Raw genomic sequence first — 14,664 nt, 5'->3', positions numbered from 1 at the left:
GACGAGGCGCCCCGGTACCGGTCCGTCCGGCGTGTCGGGTACGCCGGATTTGGCACAGTGCCGCTCCGTGATCAGGAACGGGGTGAGCGGTGTGTCCGTCGTGCGGAGGCTGAGTGATCTGGCGGGGCCGGGCGCGGGTGGTGGCTTGCAGGTGCTGCGGCACAGCGACGGCCCGTGGCTGCGTGCCGCCGGCAGCGCGGAGGGGCTGGGTACGCAGCTGGGGCCGGTGCGTGCCGAGTTGGCGGCCGCGCACGAGGGGCTGATCGCGGGGGCCGGCGCGCTGAAGGCACTCGCCGAGTTGGATGCCGTACGGGAGTCCTGGCAGCGGCGGATCGAGGCCGCACGGGGCGAGTGCGGCAGCCTGGCGGGGAAGCTGCGGGCCGTGGCCCGGGCACAGGGTGAGACGAACGAGGCCGTGCGGTCGTCGTTCGCCCCGGTCGCGGCGCGACCCGGTGGCGAACGGTGACGCCGGCACTCACCTGGGTGCAGTTGCGGGACGTGAAGTGCACCGAACTGGAAGGCGCGGCCGACGGGTGGGGCCGGGCGAGCAATCGTGCGGACGCGGCGCGGGACCGGATCGAGCAGCACCTGCTGACCGGGCTGCGCACCACCCAGGAGGGTGAAGCGGCTGAGTCCGCAGTCGCACGGTTGCGGCAGCTGAGCCGCAACCTCCAGTACGTGTACACCGAGTGCGGGCTGATCCGTACCACGCTGAACAGCTTGGCCCACGAGATGAAGGCCCAGCAGAAGGCGCTGGCGGACGCGCTGGGCGACGCCGCCGCGCTGCGGTTCACGGTGCACGCGGACGGGTCGGTGACGTATCCGGCGGCGGGGGAGGGGCTGGTTGACGGGAAGCCGCTCCGGGGCGGTACGGCGTCCTCGGGTGCGTTCCCGGACCTGGTGCAGCCTTCCGGGCTGGTCGCGCCCAACCCGAACGCGGCCAAGGCGCAGGACATCGCGGACCGCGTCGGGGCAGCCGTACGGACGGCGGCCGAGATCGACTGGCGCTTCGCCCGCATCCTGCGGGACCTGAAGGCCGAGGCGGGCCTGAAGGTCCCGGACTCGACGTGGAAGGACGCGGCGGGCGACGCAGCCGCGGTACGGGGTGCGGCGGCGGGTTACCTGAAGTCGGGCATCCCCCAGGACGCGACGCCTGCGGAGCGGCGGGACTGGTGGCTCGGCCTGTCGAAGGAACAACGCGAGGAGTACCTCGCCGTGTACCCGGACCAGATCGGCAACCTGGACGGCATCCCGGCCCTGGTCAGGGATGCGGCGAACCGGGACAACCTGCAGCTGCTGATCGGCAAGCTGGAGGGCCGGGACGACGGGAAGTCGGTCACGCAACTGGCGGGCTTACGGGAGATCGACCGGCAGCTGTCGGCGGGGACCCAGCCGCCGATGTTCCTGCTGGGCATCAGCGATGAGGGGAACGGGCGGGCGATCGTTTCGTACGGGAACCCGGATACGGCGAGGAATGTGGCGGCTTATGTGCCGGGGCTGAATACCTCATTGGATAGAGGCTTCGCAGAGAATGACCTCAAGCGCGCCCGCGACACGGCAATTGGTGCCCTATATCATGATCCATCTAGTGCGGCAATTGCATGGTTAGGGTACGACGCACCCCAGTTGGTGGACGGGATGGATAGTCTGGCAGTGATGGGCGACGAAAAGGCAATGGTGGGTGGGCGTTCCTTCAATGGTTTCATGGGCGGCCTGGTGGCTACGAATGAAAACGAGAATCCGCACCTGACGGCCATTGGTCATTCGTACGGCTCCCGTACGGTTGGCGCCGCAACGCAGCAGGGCGGCGGGACGCCGGGAGTCGACGACATTGTGCTCTTGGGGAGCCCCGGAGTGGGCGTGGAACGCTCGTCGGACCTGGGAGTGGAACGAGGGCATGTTTTCGTCGGCGCTGCGGACAACGATGTGGTGACCAAGCTGCCATCTAAGCAACAGGTGATTGTTGGTGCGGCGACAGGGCCATTCGCCTATTGGGCGGGAGACGTCGCGGACGAGGGAGATGACGACCTATGGTTCGGCAAGGACCCTGCAAGCAAGGCATTTGGTGCAAGACGCTTTTCTGTTGCTGAGGGCCCAGATCTAGTTGGTGCGCATGGAGTCTCGTTCGACGCCCATTCCCAGTATTTTGATCCAGTCAGGGATCCAGCATCAGCAAACAGTATCGCCCTTATTGCAGCTGGACGTTCCGGCAGAGTAAGGCCTGAGGAGTATCGATGACGCTTCCACTCCGGTTCGTGACTGCAACGCTATTTGTATCTGTTCTACTTGCCGGATGCGGAGACAGTGTTGCGCCTTTCGATGGAGACGAGAGGGCTGAGATGGATATGCAGGAAGCGGCGGAACGGGCTGATGGAATCTTGGATGCTCTGTTAGCGGATATTGAGCCGGAGGTCCAGTGGGCCCATGGGCCAACCACTGCGGGCAGTTGCGACGTAACACGAAGGCGCGCCGTCATGACTATCGTGTCTGCCGAGCGCCGGGGTAACTTTCTGGGCGTGGTGGATCGCTCTTGGCGGAGGAGCGGCTACACGATGAAGTCCATCAACAACGATTCAGCTTCTCCCGCCATCTTCGCTCAGTCTAAGGACGGCTTCGGCGTCAGCTTGATCGTAGGAGGTGAAGGGCAGGTGTTTTTCGAAGTGGACAGCCCTTGCGTCGAGAAGTCTGAAGTGGCCGAGTCCACCACCCCACCGAAAGGGCGCTCCTACGAGGGTGTCTACCCCCTCCCCCGCCCCAACGTCCGCTCCCCCTTCTGGTCAGCCAGCGCCCCTTGACCCCCTGACCGCCCCCTGTAGCCGCCCCTGACGCCCCCTCATGCCTCCGTCAACCCGTACACACCAGCGAATCTCACCCTGAACGGTCCTCGAATGGGGGATGGTTGGGGTGTGCGGAAATACTGGGTGTTCGTCGGCGGTGGGATCGGGCTCGGCCTGTGTTTCATTGCGCTGCTCGTCGTCGGTACGTACTCCGCCGCCGCCGGGATCAGTGGGGCGGGCGGGGCCGTAGGGCTGGCCAAGGGGGCCGTGCCGGCGCGGTACCAGCCGCTCGTGGAGAAGTGGGGTGCCCTCTGCCCGGCCATCAATCCCGCGCTTCTAGCGGCGCAGTTGTACCAGGAGAGCGGCTGGAACCCTCGCGCGCAGAGCAACGCCGCGGCGCAGGGCATCGCGCAGTTCATCCCCGGGACCTGGGCTACGCACGGCATCGACGGGGACAGCGACGGCGACCGGGATGTGTGGGACCCGGCCGACGCGATTCCCTCGGCCGCCTCGTACGACTGCGAGCTCGCGGGGTACGTCAAGAAGGTCCCGGGTGACCCGACCGACAACATGCTCGCCGCGTACAACGCCGGGGCCTACCGGGTGATCAGGGCGGGCGGGGTACCCGCGATCGAGGAGACCCAGAACTACGTCAAGATCATCCGTTCCCTGGAGAAGAGCTTCGCGAGGCCGGTCGGTCGGGTCCAGCCGTCGCAGCAGGCGGCCGGGGCCATCTACTTCGCACAGAAGAAGCTCGGTACCCCTTATCTCTGGGGCGGTAACGGCACGGCCGACCAGGGAGGGCGGTTCGACTGTTCCGGGCTGACCCAGGCCGCGTACCGGACCGTGGACATCGAGTTGCCCCGGGTGGCGAACGATCAGTACAACGCCGGCCCCCACCCCTCACGGGATGAGCTGCTCCCCGGGGACCTGGTGTTCTTCTCGGACGATCTGACCAACTCGCGGGCCATCCACCACGTGGGGCTGTACGTCGGGGGCGGGTACATGATCAACGCGCCGTACACCGGCGCCGTCATCCGGTTCGACAAGATCGACACCCCTGACTACTTCGGTGCGACCAGGGTCACGAAGGACGGGGCGGCGGCGCTTCCCACCGCCCTCCCGGAGAGTTGATGGAAAGCTGACGGACAGCTGATGGGGAGCTGACGGAAAGCCGATGGAAGGCTCCTCGAAAATCCGTGGCAAAGCCGACAGATGGACCCGGGGGAAGAGCTGACGGCGAGTCGGGCATGGCCGGAACTCTCCGTTAAGCCTGGGCCCTGAGCTGCGACGATGTGTCACTCTTCGATAACGTCATGGTGATCATTCGGTGGAGAGCGGAACGTACGGAGCTTTGAGGCCGTTTCCTGGACTGGGACAGCATGCGCACTGACCACGCGGCGACTGGGCCGGGGCGGGCAACGTCACGGCATCGCGACGTCACGCAGTACTGAATCCGCACCGACCACGGGGGTCCGACCAAGGCGTCGCACGATGTTGTGTGCCGCAGCAGAAGACAAGGCAAGGGGCCGCAGCAGATGGCTGGACTCGCACTCGATGGGTCGAACCCGGACGTCAGCCTGCTCTACGACATCAATGGGCTGGCGAAGGCCGCTCCTACCTGGTTCGACCGGGTCATGGAGTTCGTCGGTGAATACGGGATCATGCTCGGCATGGTCCTGGTGGTCCTGTGGTGCTGGTGGAGCGTTCGCCGACGCGGGACGGCCGAGGACTCGGTGACAGCGGTCGCCGGACTGGTCTGGGCGCCTCTCGCCGCCGGAATCGCGTTGATCGTCAACATTCCGATCCGGGGGTTCGTGGAGAGGCCCCGCCCGTTCAACGATCACCAGGGGCTGGACGTCCTGGTGGCGGGCAAGGACGACTTCTCCTTCGTGAGCGACCACGCGACGATGGCGATGGCCATTGCCGTCGGTCTCTTCGTGGCCAACCGCAAGTTCGGTCTGGCGGCGATCGCGCTGGCGCTGCTGGAAGGCTTCTGCCGCGTCTACATGGGCGTGCACTACCCGACCGACGTGATCGGCGGTTTCGCTCTCGGTACGGCCGTGGCGCTGCTGCTCGCCCCGCTGGCGATGATGCTGCTGACCCCCGTGGTGGCGGCCGTGGCCCGGGCCGGATCGGTCGGACGGCTCGTCCGCTCGCGCAGGCCGGCGACCGCCGGGACCGACGGGCAGGGTGACTCACGCGGCATTCCCGAGCCGCGCCCGGGCTCGGGACGGGGCGGGACGCCCGACGAGAAGGACCTCGCCGCCTAGAGGCAGGTGCACGACGACGGCCATGAGGGGTGTCCCGGACGGGGCACCCCTCATCCCATGCCGAAGGAGGTCCCGAGCATGGGGCCCCGCCCGGGCCGGGGCTCGGTCCCGGACGCGGATATGCAGCCGTGGGGCCCCCGGCCCGGGCCGGGGCTCAGCCGGTCAGGGAAGCGGCGTACGCCTCGATGGCGTCACGCTGGTATCCGGCGAGACCCGGGGCGATCGCCTCGTACGCCGCACGCCACCGGGCGTTGTCCACACAGGAGCGCCCGATCGCGCGGTACTCGTCGGCGGTGACGGTGCGCAGTGCGGTCAGGGCCCTGTACTGGGCGTCGATGTGAGCCTGCACCGGTTCGGCGTCCGCCGTGCTGCCGGCGGCCATCAGCTCCGCCAGCCGGATCATCTGCGCCGTACGCTCGCGGTGCGCGGTCTCTGCCTCGGCGTCGCTCCAGCCCGAGGTGTGCTGCTCCACCTCTCCCGCCAGCTCGGGGAAGCCGGCCAGGCTCTCTGCGTACTGGGTGGTCCGGACGCCTTCGAACAGGTTCTCCGGTCGGTTGATGCTGTTCAAGGTTGCGCCGTCCTTCCTGGATCTCTCCAGTTCGGCGATCGTGCGGGAGACGGTGCCGGCCAGGGTGTCGAGCCGGTCGCGCTCGGCGAGCAGCCGGCGGTGGTGACCGCGCAGCGCCTCCAGTTCGTCGACCTGCTCGGCGAGGATCCGCCCGATCTCGGGCAGTCCCACGCCCAGCTCCCGGAGTACGAGGACCTGCTGCAGCCGAAGCAGCTGGTGCTCCTCGTAGTGACGATGGCCGCTGCTCCCCGTCCAGGCAGGCGGCAGCAGACCGATGTCGTCGTAGTGCCGCAGGGTGCGGGCCGTGACGCCCGACATGCGGGCGACTTCCGAGATCGGCCAGGCCATCGCCGTCCCCTCTCACGAACGCTGTGTGCGGACCGGTTCCTCCGGCCCTGTCCAGGACGGTAGAAGCTGCCGCTACGGCAACCGCAAGCCCTGCGTGACCCGGGTGGGAGGCCCCCGGTCAGGCGGCCGGGCCGCCGGTGGCGGTGTGGTGCTCCTCGGCGTCCGTACGGGCCCGGTCGCGGGAGCGGCGGGCTGCTCCGGACCAGCCGCAGCTGCAGCGGGCCAGACAGAACGACCCCCGCTCGACGGTGGTGGTGCTGTGTGCCGGGGCGGGGGCGTGGACGGTCGGGTCCGCGGGGTCCTCATACACGCGTCCACGGTACTGGCGGAGCCCCGCGCCCGGGTACGAGTGGGCCGATCGGCTTCCCGAAGGGACGCGCCGGCGTGACGGGGGGCTCCGGTGGTCGTTAGGCGTGGAGGGTGGGAGCTCGGTCAGGTGTACCTCGTTGGGGGTTGGCAGGCGATGGTGGTGCGGCAGCACAGGTGCAAAGGCGGGGCACTGGCTGTGTGCGCCCTGGCCGTGGTGGGCGTGATGGTGGCGGGGACCGGCTGCTCCGGTGGGGGCGAGGCGGGCGGGGACGTGGCCGGGCAACGGGCCGTGGCCGGAAAGGGTGTCGCCGGGGATCCGGCAGCCGTGGTCCACCGGGCCGCCGATGCCCTGGCCGCGGCGGGCACCGCCGAGACGCGTACGTCGATGGAGACCGCGGCCGGCGGGACCCGGGTCACCGTCAGAGGCCAGGGAGCGTACGACTTCCGCAGACAGCTGGGCCGGATCAAGGTGGTGCTGCCGAAGGACGTGGCGGGGGCGGACGAGCACCGGCCGATCACCGAGTTGCTGGCGCCCGGAGCGCTGTACATGAAGGACCGGGGCGCGGGCGTGCCCGACGGCAAGTGGGTCCGGATCGACACGACGACCCTGGCGGACGGCAACCTGGTCACCGGCGGGGTGACCGATCCCATGGCCGCCGCCGAACTGCTGCGTGGCGCGGGCAAGGTGGTGTACGTGGGGCGGACGGAGCTGGCCGGGGTGCCGGTACGTCACTACCGGGGGACCTCCGACCTGGGGCGGGCGGCGCTGGCTGCTTCGCCGTCCTCGCGCGGCGCGCTGGCCGCGGCGGCGAAAGGGTTCAGCACGGACGCGGTGTCCTTCGACGCGTACCTCGACGACGACGGCCTGCTGCGCAAGGTGCGCCACCGCTTCAGCTTCGCGGCCGAGGGGCCGACGGCCGCGGTGGTGTCGACGATGCTGCTCTACGGGTTCGGGGTGCCGGTCACCGTGGAGCTGCCGCCCGGCGCCGACATCTACACGGGTCGCATCCAGCAAGGGCGGAGTGGCCCGGAATCACCGTAGGGAGGGGGTCGAAATGACCCGTCCGTGCCATGCGCGGTGGGTGCCGCGCTCCCTACGCTAGGGAGTCGTGCGCCAGGTTCCGGTGACGGCAGAGAGAGGTACGCAGGTGGTGACGCTCAGCGCTCCGAGCGCTCAGGACCGTGTGGCTCTGGCCGAGATCGAACTCTGCGGTGAGCTCATGATCGCGGCGTCGGCCGCGCCGGAGGACCGGCTCAGTCACGATCGTATCGACGAGGTGCTCAACGTCAGGCAGGGCGGCGACGAGGTGCTCCCCGGGGGGACGGATGCCGCCGAGGCATGCACCGCCGGGTGCGGGCCGGCGCCGAGAATTCCCCGCCAGTCGCACCGCAGGGGATGACATCGGGCTCCCGCCCCGCATCCGCACCGCCGGGCCCCGGTACGGAAGGGCCGATACGGAACGGCCGGTACGGGAAGACCTACGGAACCCTTCGGTACGGCACCGTCCGGAGCCGGGCGCGGAATCCGTGCCGGAACTCACGTGCGGAGCAGGCGGGCGATCGCCTTCGTGGCCTCTTCGACCTTCGCGTCGATCTCGTCGCCGCCCTTGACGGCGGCGTCCGCGACGCAGTGGCGCAGGTGCTCCTCCAGCAGCTGGAGGGCGAAGGACTGCAGGGCCTTGGTGGAGGCCGAGACCTGGGTGAGTATGTCGATGCAGTAGACGTCCTCGTCCACCATCCGCTGCAGGCCACGGATCTGTCCCTCGATGCGGCGCAGGCGCTTGAGGTGCTCGTCCTTCTGGTGGTGGTAGCCGTGGATACCGCGGTCGTGGTCGGTGACGACCGCGTCCGTACCGGCCGCCTCGGTGGCCTCGGTGGCCTCGGTGGTGGTCATGGGGGTCCTCCCGTTGTCCTCTTGGCCTGCGGTCTGCATACCGGCCCGCGCCCTGTGTATACCCCCGCCCCGTATATCGTAACGAATCGAGCCGAAACGTGACCGGGGGCCCGTGCTGATCACTGTGCCTGATGCGCGACACTGAATGACGCCGGTTAGCCGTGGCCGGATGATGCGCCTAGCATCAGCCTGACCGAATCCAAAGCACCCCGAGGACCCCACGTGCGCTTTCGTCTGACCCCCAGGGAGACGAGCTTCTACGACATGTTTTCCGCATCCGCGGACAACATCGTCACGGGCTCGAAACTCCTGATGGAACTGCTCGGGGCGGATTCTGCCTCCCGAGCCGAGATCGCGGAGCGTATGCGGGCAGCGGAGCACGCGGGCGACGACGCCACCCACGCGATCTTCCACCAGCTGAACTCCTCCTTCATCACGCCGTTCGACCGCGAGGACATCTACAACCTCGCCTCCTCGCTCGACGACATCATGGACTTCATGGAGGAGGCCGTCGACCTGGTCGTGCTGTACCAGATCGAGGAACTCCCGAAGGGTGTCGAGCAGCAGATCGAGGTGCTGGCCCGGGCGGCGGAACTGACCGCCGAGGCCATGCCGAGCCTGCGGACCATGGAGAACCTCACCGAGTACTGGATCGAGGTCAACCGCCTGGAGAACCAGGCCGACCAGATCCACCGCAAGCTGCTGGCGCAGCTCTTCAACGGCAAGTACGACGCCATGGACGTGCTGAAGCTCAAGCAGATCGTGGATGTGCTGGAAGAGGCGGCTGACGCGTTCGAGCACGTCGCCAATACCGTGGAGACCATCGCGGTCAAGGAGTCCTGAACCTCGTGGACACCTTTGCGCTGATCGTGACCGTCGGTGTCGCGCTCGGCTTCACGTATACGAACGGCTTCCACGACTCGGCGAACGCCATCGCCACCTCGGTCTCCACCCGGGCGCTGACCCCGCGTGCGGCTCTGGCGATGGCCGCCGTGATGAACCTCGCAGGCGCCTTCCTGGGCCAAGGGGTCGCCAAGACCGTCAGCGAAGGCCTCATCGCCACGCCCGAGGGTCAGAAGGGGATGGGCATCCTCTTCGCGGCGCTGGTCGGCGCGATCATCTGGAACCTCGTCACCTGGTACTACGGCCTGCCGTCCTCCTCCTCGCACGCCCTGTTCGGCGGCATGGTCGGCGCCGCACTGGCCGGCGGGACGCTGGTGCACTGGGACGGGGTGCTCGAGAAGATCGTCATCCCGATGTTCCTGTCGCCCATCGTCGGCCTGGTCGTCGGCTACCTGGTGATGGTCGCGATCATGTGGATGTTCCGCAACTCCAACCCGCACAAGGCCAAGCGCGGTTTCCGCATCGCGCAGACGGTCTCGGCGGCGGGCATGGCGCTCGGACACGGTCTGCAGGACGCCCAGAAGACGATGGGCATCGTGGTGATGGCCCTGGTCATCGCCGATGTCGAGGGCCCGAACGACGAGATCCCGGTCTGGGTGAAGATCGCCTGTGCGGCGATGCTGTCCCTGGGTACGTACGCGGGTGGCTGGCGCATCATGCGCACGCTCGGCCGCAAGATCATCGAGCTGGACCCGCCGCAGGGTTTCGCGGCGGAGACGACCGGTGCGTCGATCATGTTCGGCTCGGCGTTCCTGTTCCACGCCCCGATCTCCACGACTCACGTGATCACCTCGGCGATCATGGGTGTGGGCGCCACGAAGCGGGTGAACGCGGTGCGCTGGGGGGTGGCCAAGAACATCATCCTGGGGTGGTTCATCACGATGCCGGCCGCGGCGCTGGTCGCCGCGACCAGCTACGGAATCGTGGTCCTGCTCTTCGGCTGACCGGGGCTTCTCCGGCCGCAAGGCCTTTCCCGCGGCCGGGCTCGTTCCGCTGCACGGCTTCTCGCGCGGATGTCAAATGGGTCCGCCCCTGCTCTCGTACCCGAGAGCGGGGGCGGACCCGTTGCCTTGTGGTGGCACCGCCATGCAGCACCCCAAGGCCGTCTGGGGGTTATCCGAAGCGGCCCGAGATGTAGTCCTCGGTGGCCTGCACGGACGGGTTGGAGAAGATCCGCTCCGTCTCGTCGATCTCGATGAGCCGGCCGGGCTTGCCGACCGCCGAGAGGTTGAAGAAGGCCGTACGGTCCGAGACGCGTGCCGCCTGCTGCATGTTGTGCGTCACGATGACGATCGTGAAGCGTTCCTTCAGCTCGCCGATCAGGTCCTCGATGGCGAGGGTCGAGATCGGGTCGAGAGCCGAGCACGGCTCGTCCATCAGCAGCACGTCCGGCTCGACCGCGATGGCGCGGGCGATGCACAGGCGCTGCTGCTGGCCACCGGAGAGGCCGGAGCCGGGCTTGTTCAGGCGGTCCTTGACCTCGTTCCAGAGGTTGGCGCCCTTGAGGGACTTCTCGACGACGTCCGACAGCTGGTTCTTGCGGTAGGAGCCGTTCAGCCGGAGGCCGGCCGCGACGTTGTCGAAGATCGACATGGTCGGGAACGGGTTCGGACGCTGGAAGACCATGCCGACCGTGCGGCGCACGGTGACGGGGTCGACCCCGGCCCCGTAGAGGTTCTCGTCGTCCAGCATCACCTTGCCCTCGACGCGGCCGCCGGGGGTCACCTCGTGCATGCGGTTCAGGGTGCGCAGGAAGGTGGACTTGCCGCAGCCGGACGGGCCGATGAAGGCGGTCACGGAGCGGGGTTCCACGGTCATCGAGATGTCCTCGATGGCCTTGTGGGAGCCGTAGTAGGCGGTCAGTCCGCCGATGTCGATGCGCTTGGCCATGTGAATCAACTGCTTTCTGCGTGGCCTCAGCGGCCGGACTTCGGGGCCTTCCAGCGGGCGATGCCGCGGGCCACCAGATTGAGGATCATGACGAACGCGATCAGGACCAGGGCGGCGGCCCAGGCGCGGTCGTAGGAGGCGGCCTCGCCGATCTTGTACTGCTCGTAGATGTAGAAGGGCAGTGAGGACTGGGCGCCTTCGAAGGGGTTCGTGTTGATCAGCTGGCTGCCGAAGACCAGCAGGATGATCGGTGCGGTCTCACCGGCGATGCGGGCGATGGCGAGCATGACGCCCGTGGTGATGCCGCCGATCGCGGTCGGCAGGACCACCTTCAGGATGGTGCGCCACTTGGGGATGCCCAGGGCGAGGGATGCCTCGCGGAGCTCGTTGGGGACGAGCTTGAGCATCTCCTCGGTGGAGCGGACCACGACGGGGATCATCAGGATGGTCAGGGCCAGGGCGCCCATCAGGCCGGACGGTTCGAGGCCGGCGATCAGCATGATCGACAGGATGAAGAGGCCGGCCACGATGGACGGGATGCCCGTCATGACGTCGACGAAGAAGGTGACGGCCCGGGCGAGACCGCCCTTCCCGTACTCGACCAGGTAGACCGCGGTCAGCAGGCCGAGCGGGGCGGAGATCACGGTGGCGATGCCGACCTGCTCCAGGGTGCCGATCAGCGCGTGGTAGACGCCGCCGGTGGCCTCCGAGCCGAGTACCCCGGCCATGGAGTGGGTGAGGAAGTAGCCGTCGAGGCGCTCGGAGCCGCGGCTGATCGTGGTCCAGAGCAGCGAGGCGAGCGGGACGACGGCGGCGAGGAAGCACACCCAGACGATGCTGGTGGCGAGGCGGTCCTTGGCCTGGCGCCGGTTCTCGACGACGGTCGTGGTGACGTACGAGATGGCCAGGAAGAGCAGGGCGGCGATCAGGCCCCACTGGACGCGGCTCTGCCATCCGGCGGCCGTGCTGATGCCGATGGCGAGCGCGACCGCCACGGCGGCGAAGCCGAGGGGGGCCCACCGGGGGACACTGCGGCTGCTGAGCCCGGTCCCGCGGGTGTCCGGCGGTGTCTGCGGCCGCCGGTCCTGGACGTCGGTGGTGGTGGCGTTGCTCATGCGTTGGCCCCCGAGTACTCCTTGCGGCGGGCGATGATGAGCCGGGCCGCGCCGTTGACCAGCAGGGTGAGGACGAACAGGACGAGGCCCGAGGCGATCAGGGCGTCGCGGCCGAACGCGTCGGCCTCGCCGAACTTCGCGGCGATGTTCTGGGCGAAGGTGCCACCGCCCGGGTTGAGCACGTGCAGTGAGATCAGGAAGCTCGGCGACAGGACCGTGGCGACGGCCATCGTCTCGCCGAGTGCGCGGCCCAGGCCGAGCATCGAGGCGGAGATGATGCCGGAGCGGCCGAAGGGCAGGACCGAGAGGCGGATGACCTCCCAGCGGGTGGCTCCGAGGGCGAGCGCCGCTTCCTCGTTCATCTTCGGGACCTGGAGGAAGACCTCGCGGCTGACGCTGGTCACGATCGGCAGGATCATGATGGCGAGCAGGATGCCGACGGTGAAGAGCGAGCGGGCGACGCCGACCTCGGTCTTCTCGAAGATGTAGGTCCAGCCGAAGAACTGGTCGAGCCAGAGGTTCAGGCCCTCCAGGTACGGCACGAGGACGAGTGCGCCCCAGATGCCGTAGACGATGCTGGGTACGGCGGCGAGCAGGTCGACGACGTAGGCGAGTGGGGCGGCCAGCTTGCGCGGCGCGTAGTGCGAGATGAACAGGGCGATGCCGACAGCGATCGGAACCGCGATGACCATCGCGATGATCGAGCTGACGACCGTGCCGAAGAGCAGGACCGCGATGCCGAAGACCGGCGGGTCACCGGCCGGGTTCCAGTCGAAGGTGGTGAAGAAGTTTCCTTCGTCCTCCGAGATGGCGGTGGCGGCCCGGTAGCTGAGGAACACGGCGATCGACGCCATGATCAGGAGCAGCAGGATGCCCGAACCCCGCGAGAGGCCCAGGAAGATCTTGTCGCCTGCGCGCCCGGTGGATCCGGTGCGCCCTCGTCGGGCCGGCGGGGCCGGTGGGATGTCGAGCTGTGTGGTGGAAGCCATGGTCTTTCCGGTCTGTGTGGGGGAGCGGCGGGCTCCCCTGGCGGCGGTGCACCGGATGGGCTGGTGGCCGGGGCGGTCCGGAGGGGTGTGCCGGACCGTCCCCGCCCTTGTGTCGTGCGGCCCCTGGTTACGAGAGGGCGCTGATGGTCTCGCGGACCTTGGTGTTGATCTCGGCCGGGATCGGGGCGTAACCGGCCTCCGTCAGGACCTTCTGGCCCTCGTCGGAAGCGGCGTAGGTGAGGAAGGACTTGACCGTGCCGAGGGTGTCGGCCTTGTTGCCGGCGTCGCAGACGACCTCGTACGTGACCAGGACCAGCGGGTAGGCGCCCTCGGCCTTGGTGGTGTAGTCGAGGTCGAGCGCCAGGTCCTTGCCGGTGCCCTTGATCTTGGCGGCGGCGATGGCCTTGGAGGCGTTCTCAGAGGTGGCCTTGACCGGGGCCGCGCCGCCGGTGTTGATGTCGACGGTGGTGATGCCCTGCGAGGCGGCGTAGGACAGCTCGAAGTAGCCGATCGAGCCGTCGACCGTCTTCACCTGGGAGGCGACGCCGGAGGAGCCGGACGCGGCCTGGCCACCGGGGGCCGGCCACTTCTTCTCGGCCTCGTACTTCCAGTCGTCGGCGGCCGCGGCGCCCAGGTACTTGCCGAGGTTCTGCGTCGTGCCGGAGTCCTCGGAGCGGTGGAAGGGCTGGATCGCCTTGTTCGGCAGCTCGACGCCCTTGTTGAGCGCGGCGATCGCCGGGTCGTTCCACTTCTTGATCTTGGTGTCGAAGATCTTGGCGAGCGTGGAGGCGTCCAGCGTGAGGCTGTCGACACCTTCCAGGTGGAAGCCGATCGCGATGGGACCGCCGACCATCGGGAGGTTGATGCCCTGGCCGGTCTTGCAGATCTTCTTGGAGTCGGCGACCTCCTCGGGCTTGAGCGCCGAGTCGGAGCCGGCGAAGCCGACGGTGCCCTGGTTAAAGGCGACGATGCCCTCGCCGGACGAGGACGAGTTGTAGTTGATCTCCACCCCGGAACAGGCGGCCATGTAGTTCTTGACCCAGAGGTCCATCGCGTTCTTCTGGGCGCTGGACCCGGAGGCGCGAAGCTGGCCCTTGGCGCCGTCGCACTTGATGTTCGACGCGGCGGCGCTGGTCTTGTTACCGCCGTCCGTGTCGGTGCCGGTGTTGTCGTCCGAACCGCACGCCGTGAGGACCAGGGCGCCGGAGACGGCGAGGGCACCGAGCGCGGTGGCACGAAGCCGGTTCTTGCGCTGAAGCTTCACTTTCGGGGTGTTCCTTCCAGGAGCCGCCGCGGTTGTGGGTGCGAGGCGGCGTGCGATGAGGAAAGGTGCGGTGGCTTGGCGCCGTGCACCGTGTACGTCCGAAATTAGGCAGAACAGGTGAAGCGGCCTACGGGGCAGGGTGAACGGCAGGTGAACCGTGCCGGGCGGGCTGGTTCCGGTCCGGGTCGGGCCTGGTGAGGTGGGCCCGGTCCGGGGCGCGGGGTTCCGTCCTCGGGCGCCGGACGGGCGGCTCGGGGCCCGGTGACCGGAATGGGTCCGTCACCCCGTGGGGCCTTCCGGACGCCCTCGAACCGGCCGTCGCCCCTCAGCGGGT

At 68.4% G+C, this 14,664-nt stretch carries 16 protein-coding genes; 9 read left to right on the top strand and 7 right to left on the bottom strand.

The features are described from left to right. Nucleotides 1-67: 67 nt before the first annotated feature. The 5 genes from QFZ58_RS17055 (at nt 68) to QFZ58_RS17035 (ending at nt 5,050) form a co-directional block, all read left to right on the top strand. The gene (locus tag QFZ58_RS17055) at nt 68-466 is read left to right on the top strand and encodes a hypothetical protein (RefSeq protein ID WP_307125777.1); all 399 of its coding nucleotides are present in this window, start codon (nt 68-70) and stop codon (nt 464-466) included. After that, nucleotides 463-2,238 (top strand): alpha/beta hydrolase, encoded by a 1,776-nt coding sequence (locus tag QFZ58_RS17050; RefSeq protein WP_307125776.1) that lies wholly within the window; start codon nt 463-465, stop codon nt 2,236-2,238. Before QFZ58_RS17055 ends, QFZ58_RS17050 begins: the two co-directional genes overlap by 4 nt. After that, nucleotides 2,235-2,795 (top strand): hypothetical protein, encoded by a 561-nt coding sequence (locus tag QFZ58_RS17045; protein WP_307125775.1) that lies wholly within the window; start codon nt 2,235-2,237, stop codon nt 2,793-2,795. Before QFZ58_RS17050 ends, QFZ58_RS17045 begins: the two co-directional genes overlap by 4 nt. Nucleotides 2,796-2,921: 126 nt before the next feature. Continuing rightward, the gene (locus QFZ58_RS17040) at nt 2,922-3,911 is read left to right on the top strand and encodes a bifunctional lytic transglycosylase/C40 family peptidase (RefSeq protein ID WP_307128897.1); all 990 of its coding nucleotides are present in this window, start codon (nt 2,922-2,924) and stop codon (nt 3,909-3,911) included. A gap of 404 nt (nt 3,912-4,315) precedes the next feature. Continuing rightward, nucleotides 4,316-5,050: a phosphatase PAP2 family protein gene (locus QFZ58_RS17035; RefSeq protein ID WP_307125774.1), complete on the top strand. Its 735-nt coding sequence runs from the start codon at nt 4,316-4,318 to the stop codon at nt 5,048-5,050. A gap of 154 nt (nt 5,051-5,204) precedes the next feature. Here QFZ58_RS17035 and QFZ58_RS17030 read toward each other — a convergent pair whose 3' ends face one another. Both QFZ58_RS17030 and QFZ58_RS17025 read right to left on the bottom strand, forming a co-directional pair. After that, entirely contained in the window at nt 5,205-5,966 is a 762-nt protein-coding gene (locus QFZ58_RS17030) for a MerR family transcriptional regulator (RefSeq protein ID WP_307125773.1), read from the bottom strand. 118 nt (nt 5,967-6,084) lie between these two features. After that, nucleotides 6,085-6,276 carry a hypothetical protein gene (locus QFZ58_RS17025; RefSeq protein ID WP_307125772.1) on the bottom strand — a complete coding sequence of 64 codons (192 nt, stop codon included), beginning with the start codon at nt 6,274-6,276 and terminating at the stop codon, nt 6,085-6,087. Nucleotides 6,277-6,429: 153 nt separating this feature from the next. Between QFZ58_RS17025 and QFZ58_RS17020 the strand changes: the two genes are divergently transcribed. Continuing rightward, entirely contained in the window at nt 6,430-7,317 is an 888-nt protein-coding gene (locus QFZ58_RS17020; protein WP_307128896.1) for a hypothetical protein, read from the top strand. Nucleotides 7,318-7,384: 67 nt separating this feature from the next. Further along, entirely contained in the window at nt 7,385-7,675 is a 291-nt protein-coding gene (locus tag QFZ58_RS17015) for a hypothetical protein (RefSeq protein ID WP_307129098.1), read from the top strand. Nucleotides 7,676-7,812: 137 nt separating this feature from the next. On the opposite strand, the gene QFZ58_RS17010 is transcribed toward QFZ58_RS17015, so the two are convergent. Further along, on the bottom strand, nt 7,813-8,169 hold the full coding sequence (locus tag QFZ58_RS17010; RefSeq protein WP_307125771.1) for a metal-sensitive transcriptional regulator: 357 nt from the start codon (nt 8,167-8,169) through the stop codon (nt 7,813-7,815). A 222-nt stretch (nt 8,170-8,391) separates the two neighbouring features. On the opposite strand from QFZ58_RS17010, the gene QFZ58_RS17005 reads away from it, so the two are divergent. Further along, complete coding sequence (locus tag QFZ58_RS17005; RefSeq protein WP_307125770.1) at nt 8,392-9,012, top strand: DUF47 domain-containing protein; 621 nt, start codon at nt 8,392-8,394, stop codon at nt 9,010-9,012. 5 nt (nt 9,013-9,017) lie between these two features. After that, nucleotides 9,018-10,016, top strand: a complete 999-nt coding sequence (locus QFZ58_RS17000; RefSeq protein WP_307125769.1) for an inorganic phosphate transporter — start codon at nt 9,018-9,020, stop codon at nt 10,014-10,016. A gap of 169 nt (nt 10,017-10,185) precedes the next feature. Here the strand turns inward: QFZ58_RS17000 and pstB are convergent, their stop codons facing one another. From pstB to pstS, 4 genes are all read right to left on the bottom strand, one after another. Further along, on the bottom strand, nt 10,186-10,962 hold the full coding sequence (gene pstB / locus QFZ58_RS16995; protein WP_307125768.1) for a phosphate ABC transporter ATP-binding protein PstB: 777 nt from the start codon (nt 10,960-10,962) through the stop codon (nt 10,186-10,188). Nucleotides 10,963-10,988: 26 nt separating this feature from the next. Continuing rightward, the gene (pstA, locus tag QFZ58_RS16990) at nt 10,989-12,077 is read right to left on the bottom strand and encodes a phosphate ABC transporter permease PstA (protein ID WP_307125767.1); all 1,089 of its coding nucleotides are present in this window, start codon (nt 12,075-12,077) and stop codon (nt 10,989-10,991) included. Beyond that, nucleotides 12,074-13,066: a phosphate ABC transporter permease subunit PstC gene (gene pstC / locus QFZ58_RS16985; RefSeq protein ID WP_307125766.1), complete on the bottom strand. Its 993-nt coding sequence runs from the start codon at nt 13,064-13,066 to the stop codon at nt 12,074-12,076. The genes pstA and pstC overlap by 4 nt, the downstream gene beginning before the upstream one ends. Nucleotides 13,067-13,193: 127 nt before the next feature. Further along, nucleotides 13,194-14,330: a phosphate ABC transporter substrate-binding protein PstS gene (gene pstS / locus QFZ58_RS16980; RefSeq protein WP_307125765.1), complete on the bottom strand. Its 1,137-nt coding sequence runs from the start codon at nt 14,328-14,330 to the stop codon at nt 13,194-13,196. Nucleotides 14,331-14,664: the final 334 nt, after the last annotated feature.

This window comes from Streptomyces sp. B1I3 (assembly GCF_030816615.1).
In the GTDB taxonomy this organism is placed as follows: Bacteria; Actinomycetota; Actinomycetes; order Streptomycetales; family Streptomycetaceae; genus Streptomyces.
The sequence above is the reverse complement of the archived record's forward strand: the minus strand, read 5'-3'. Positions and strand labels throughout refer to the sequence as shown.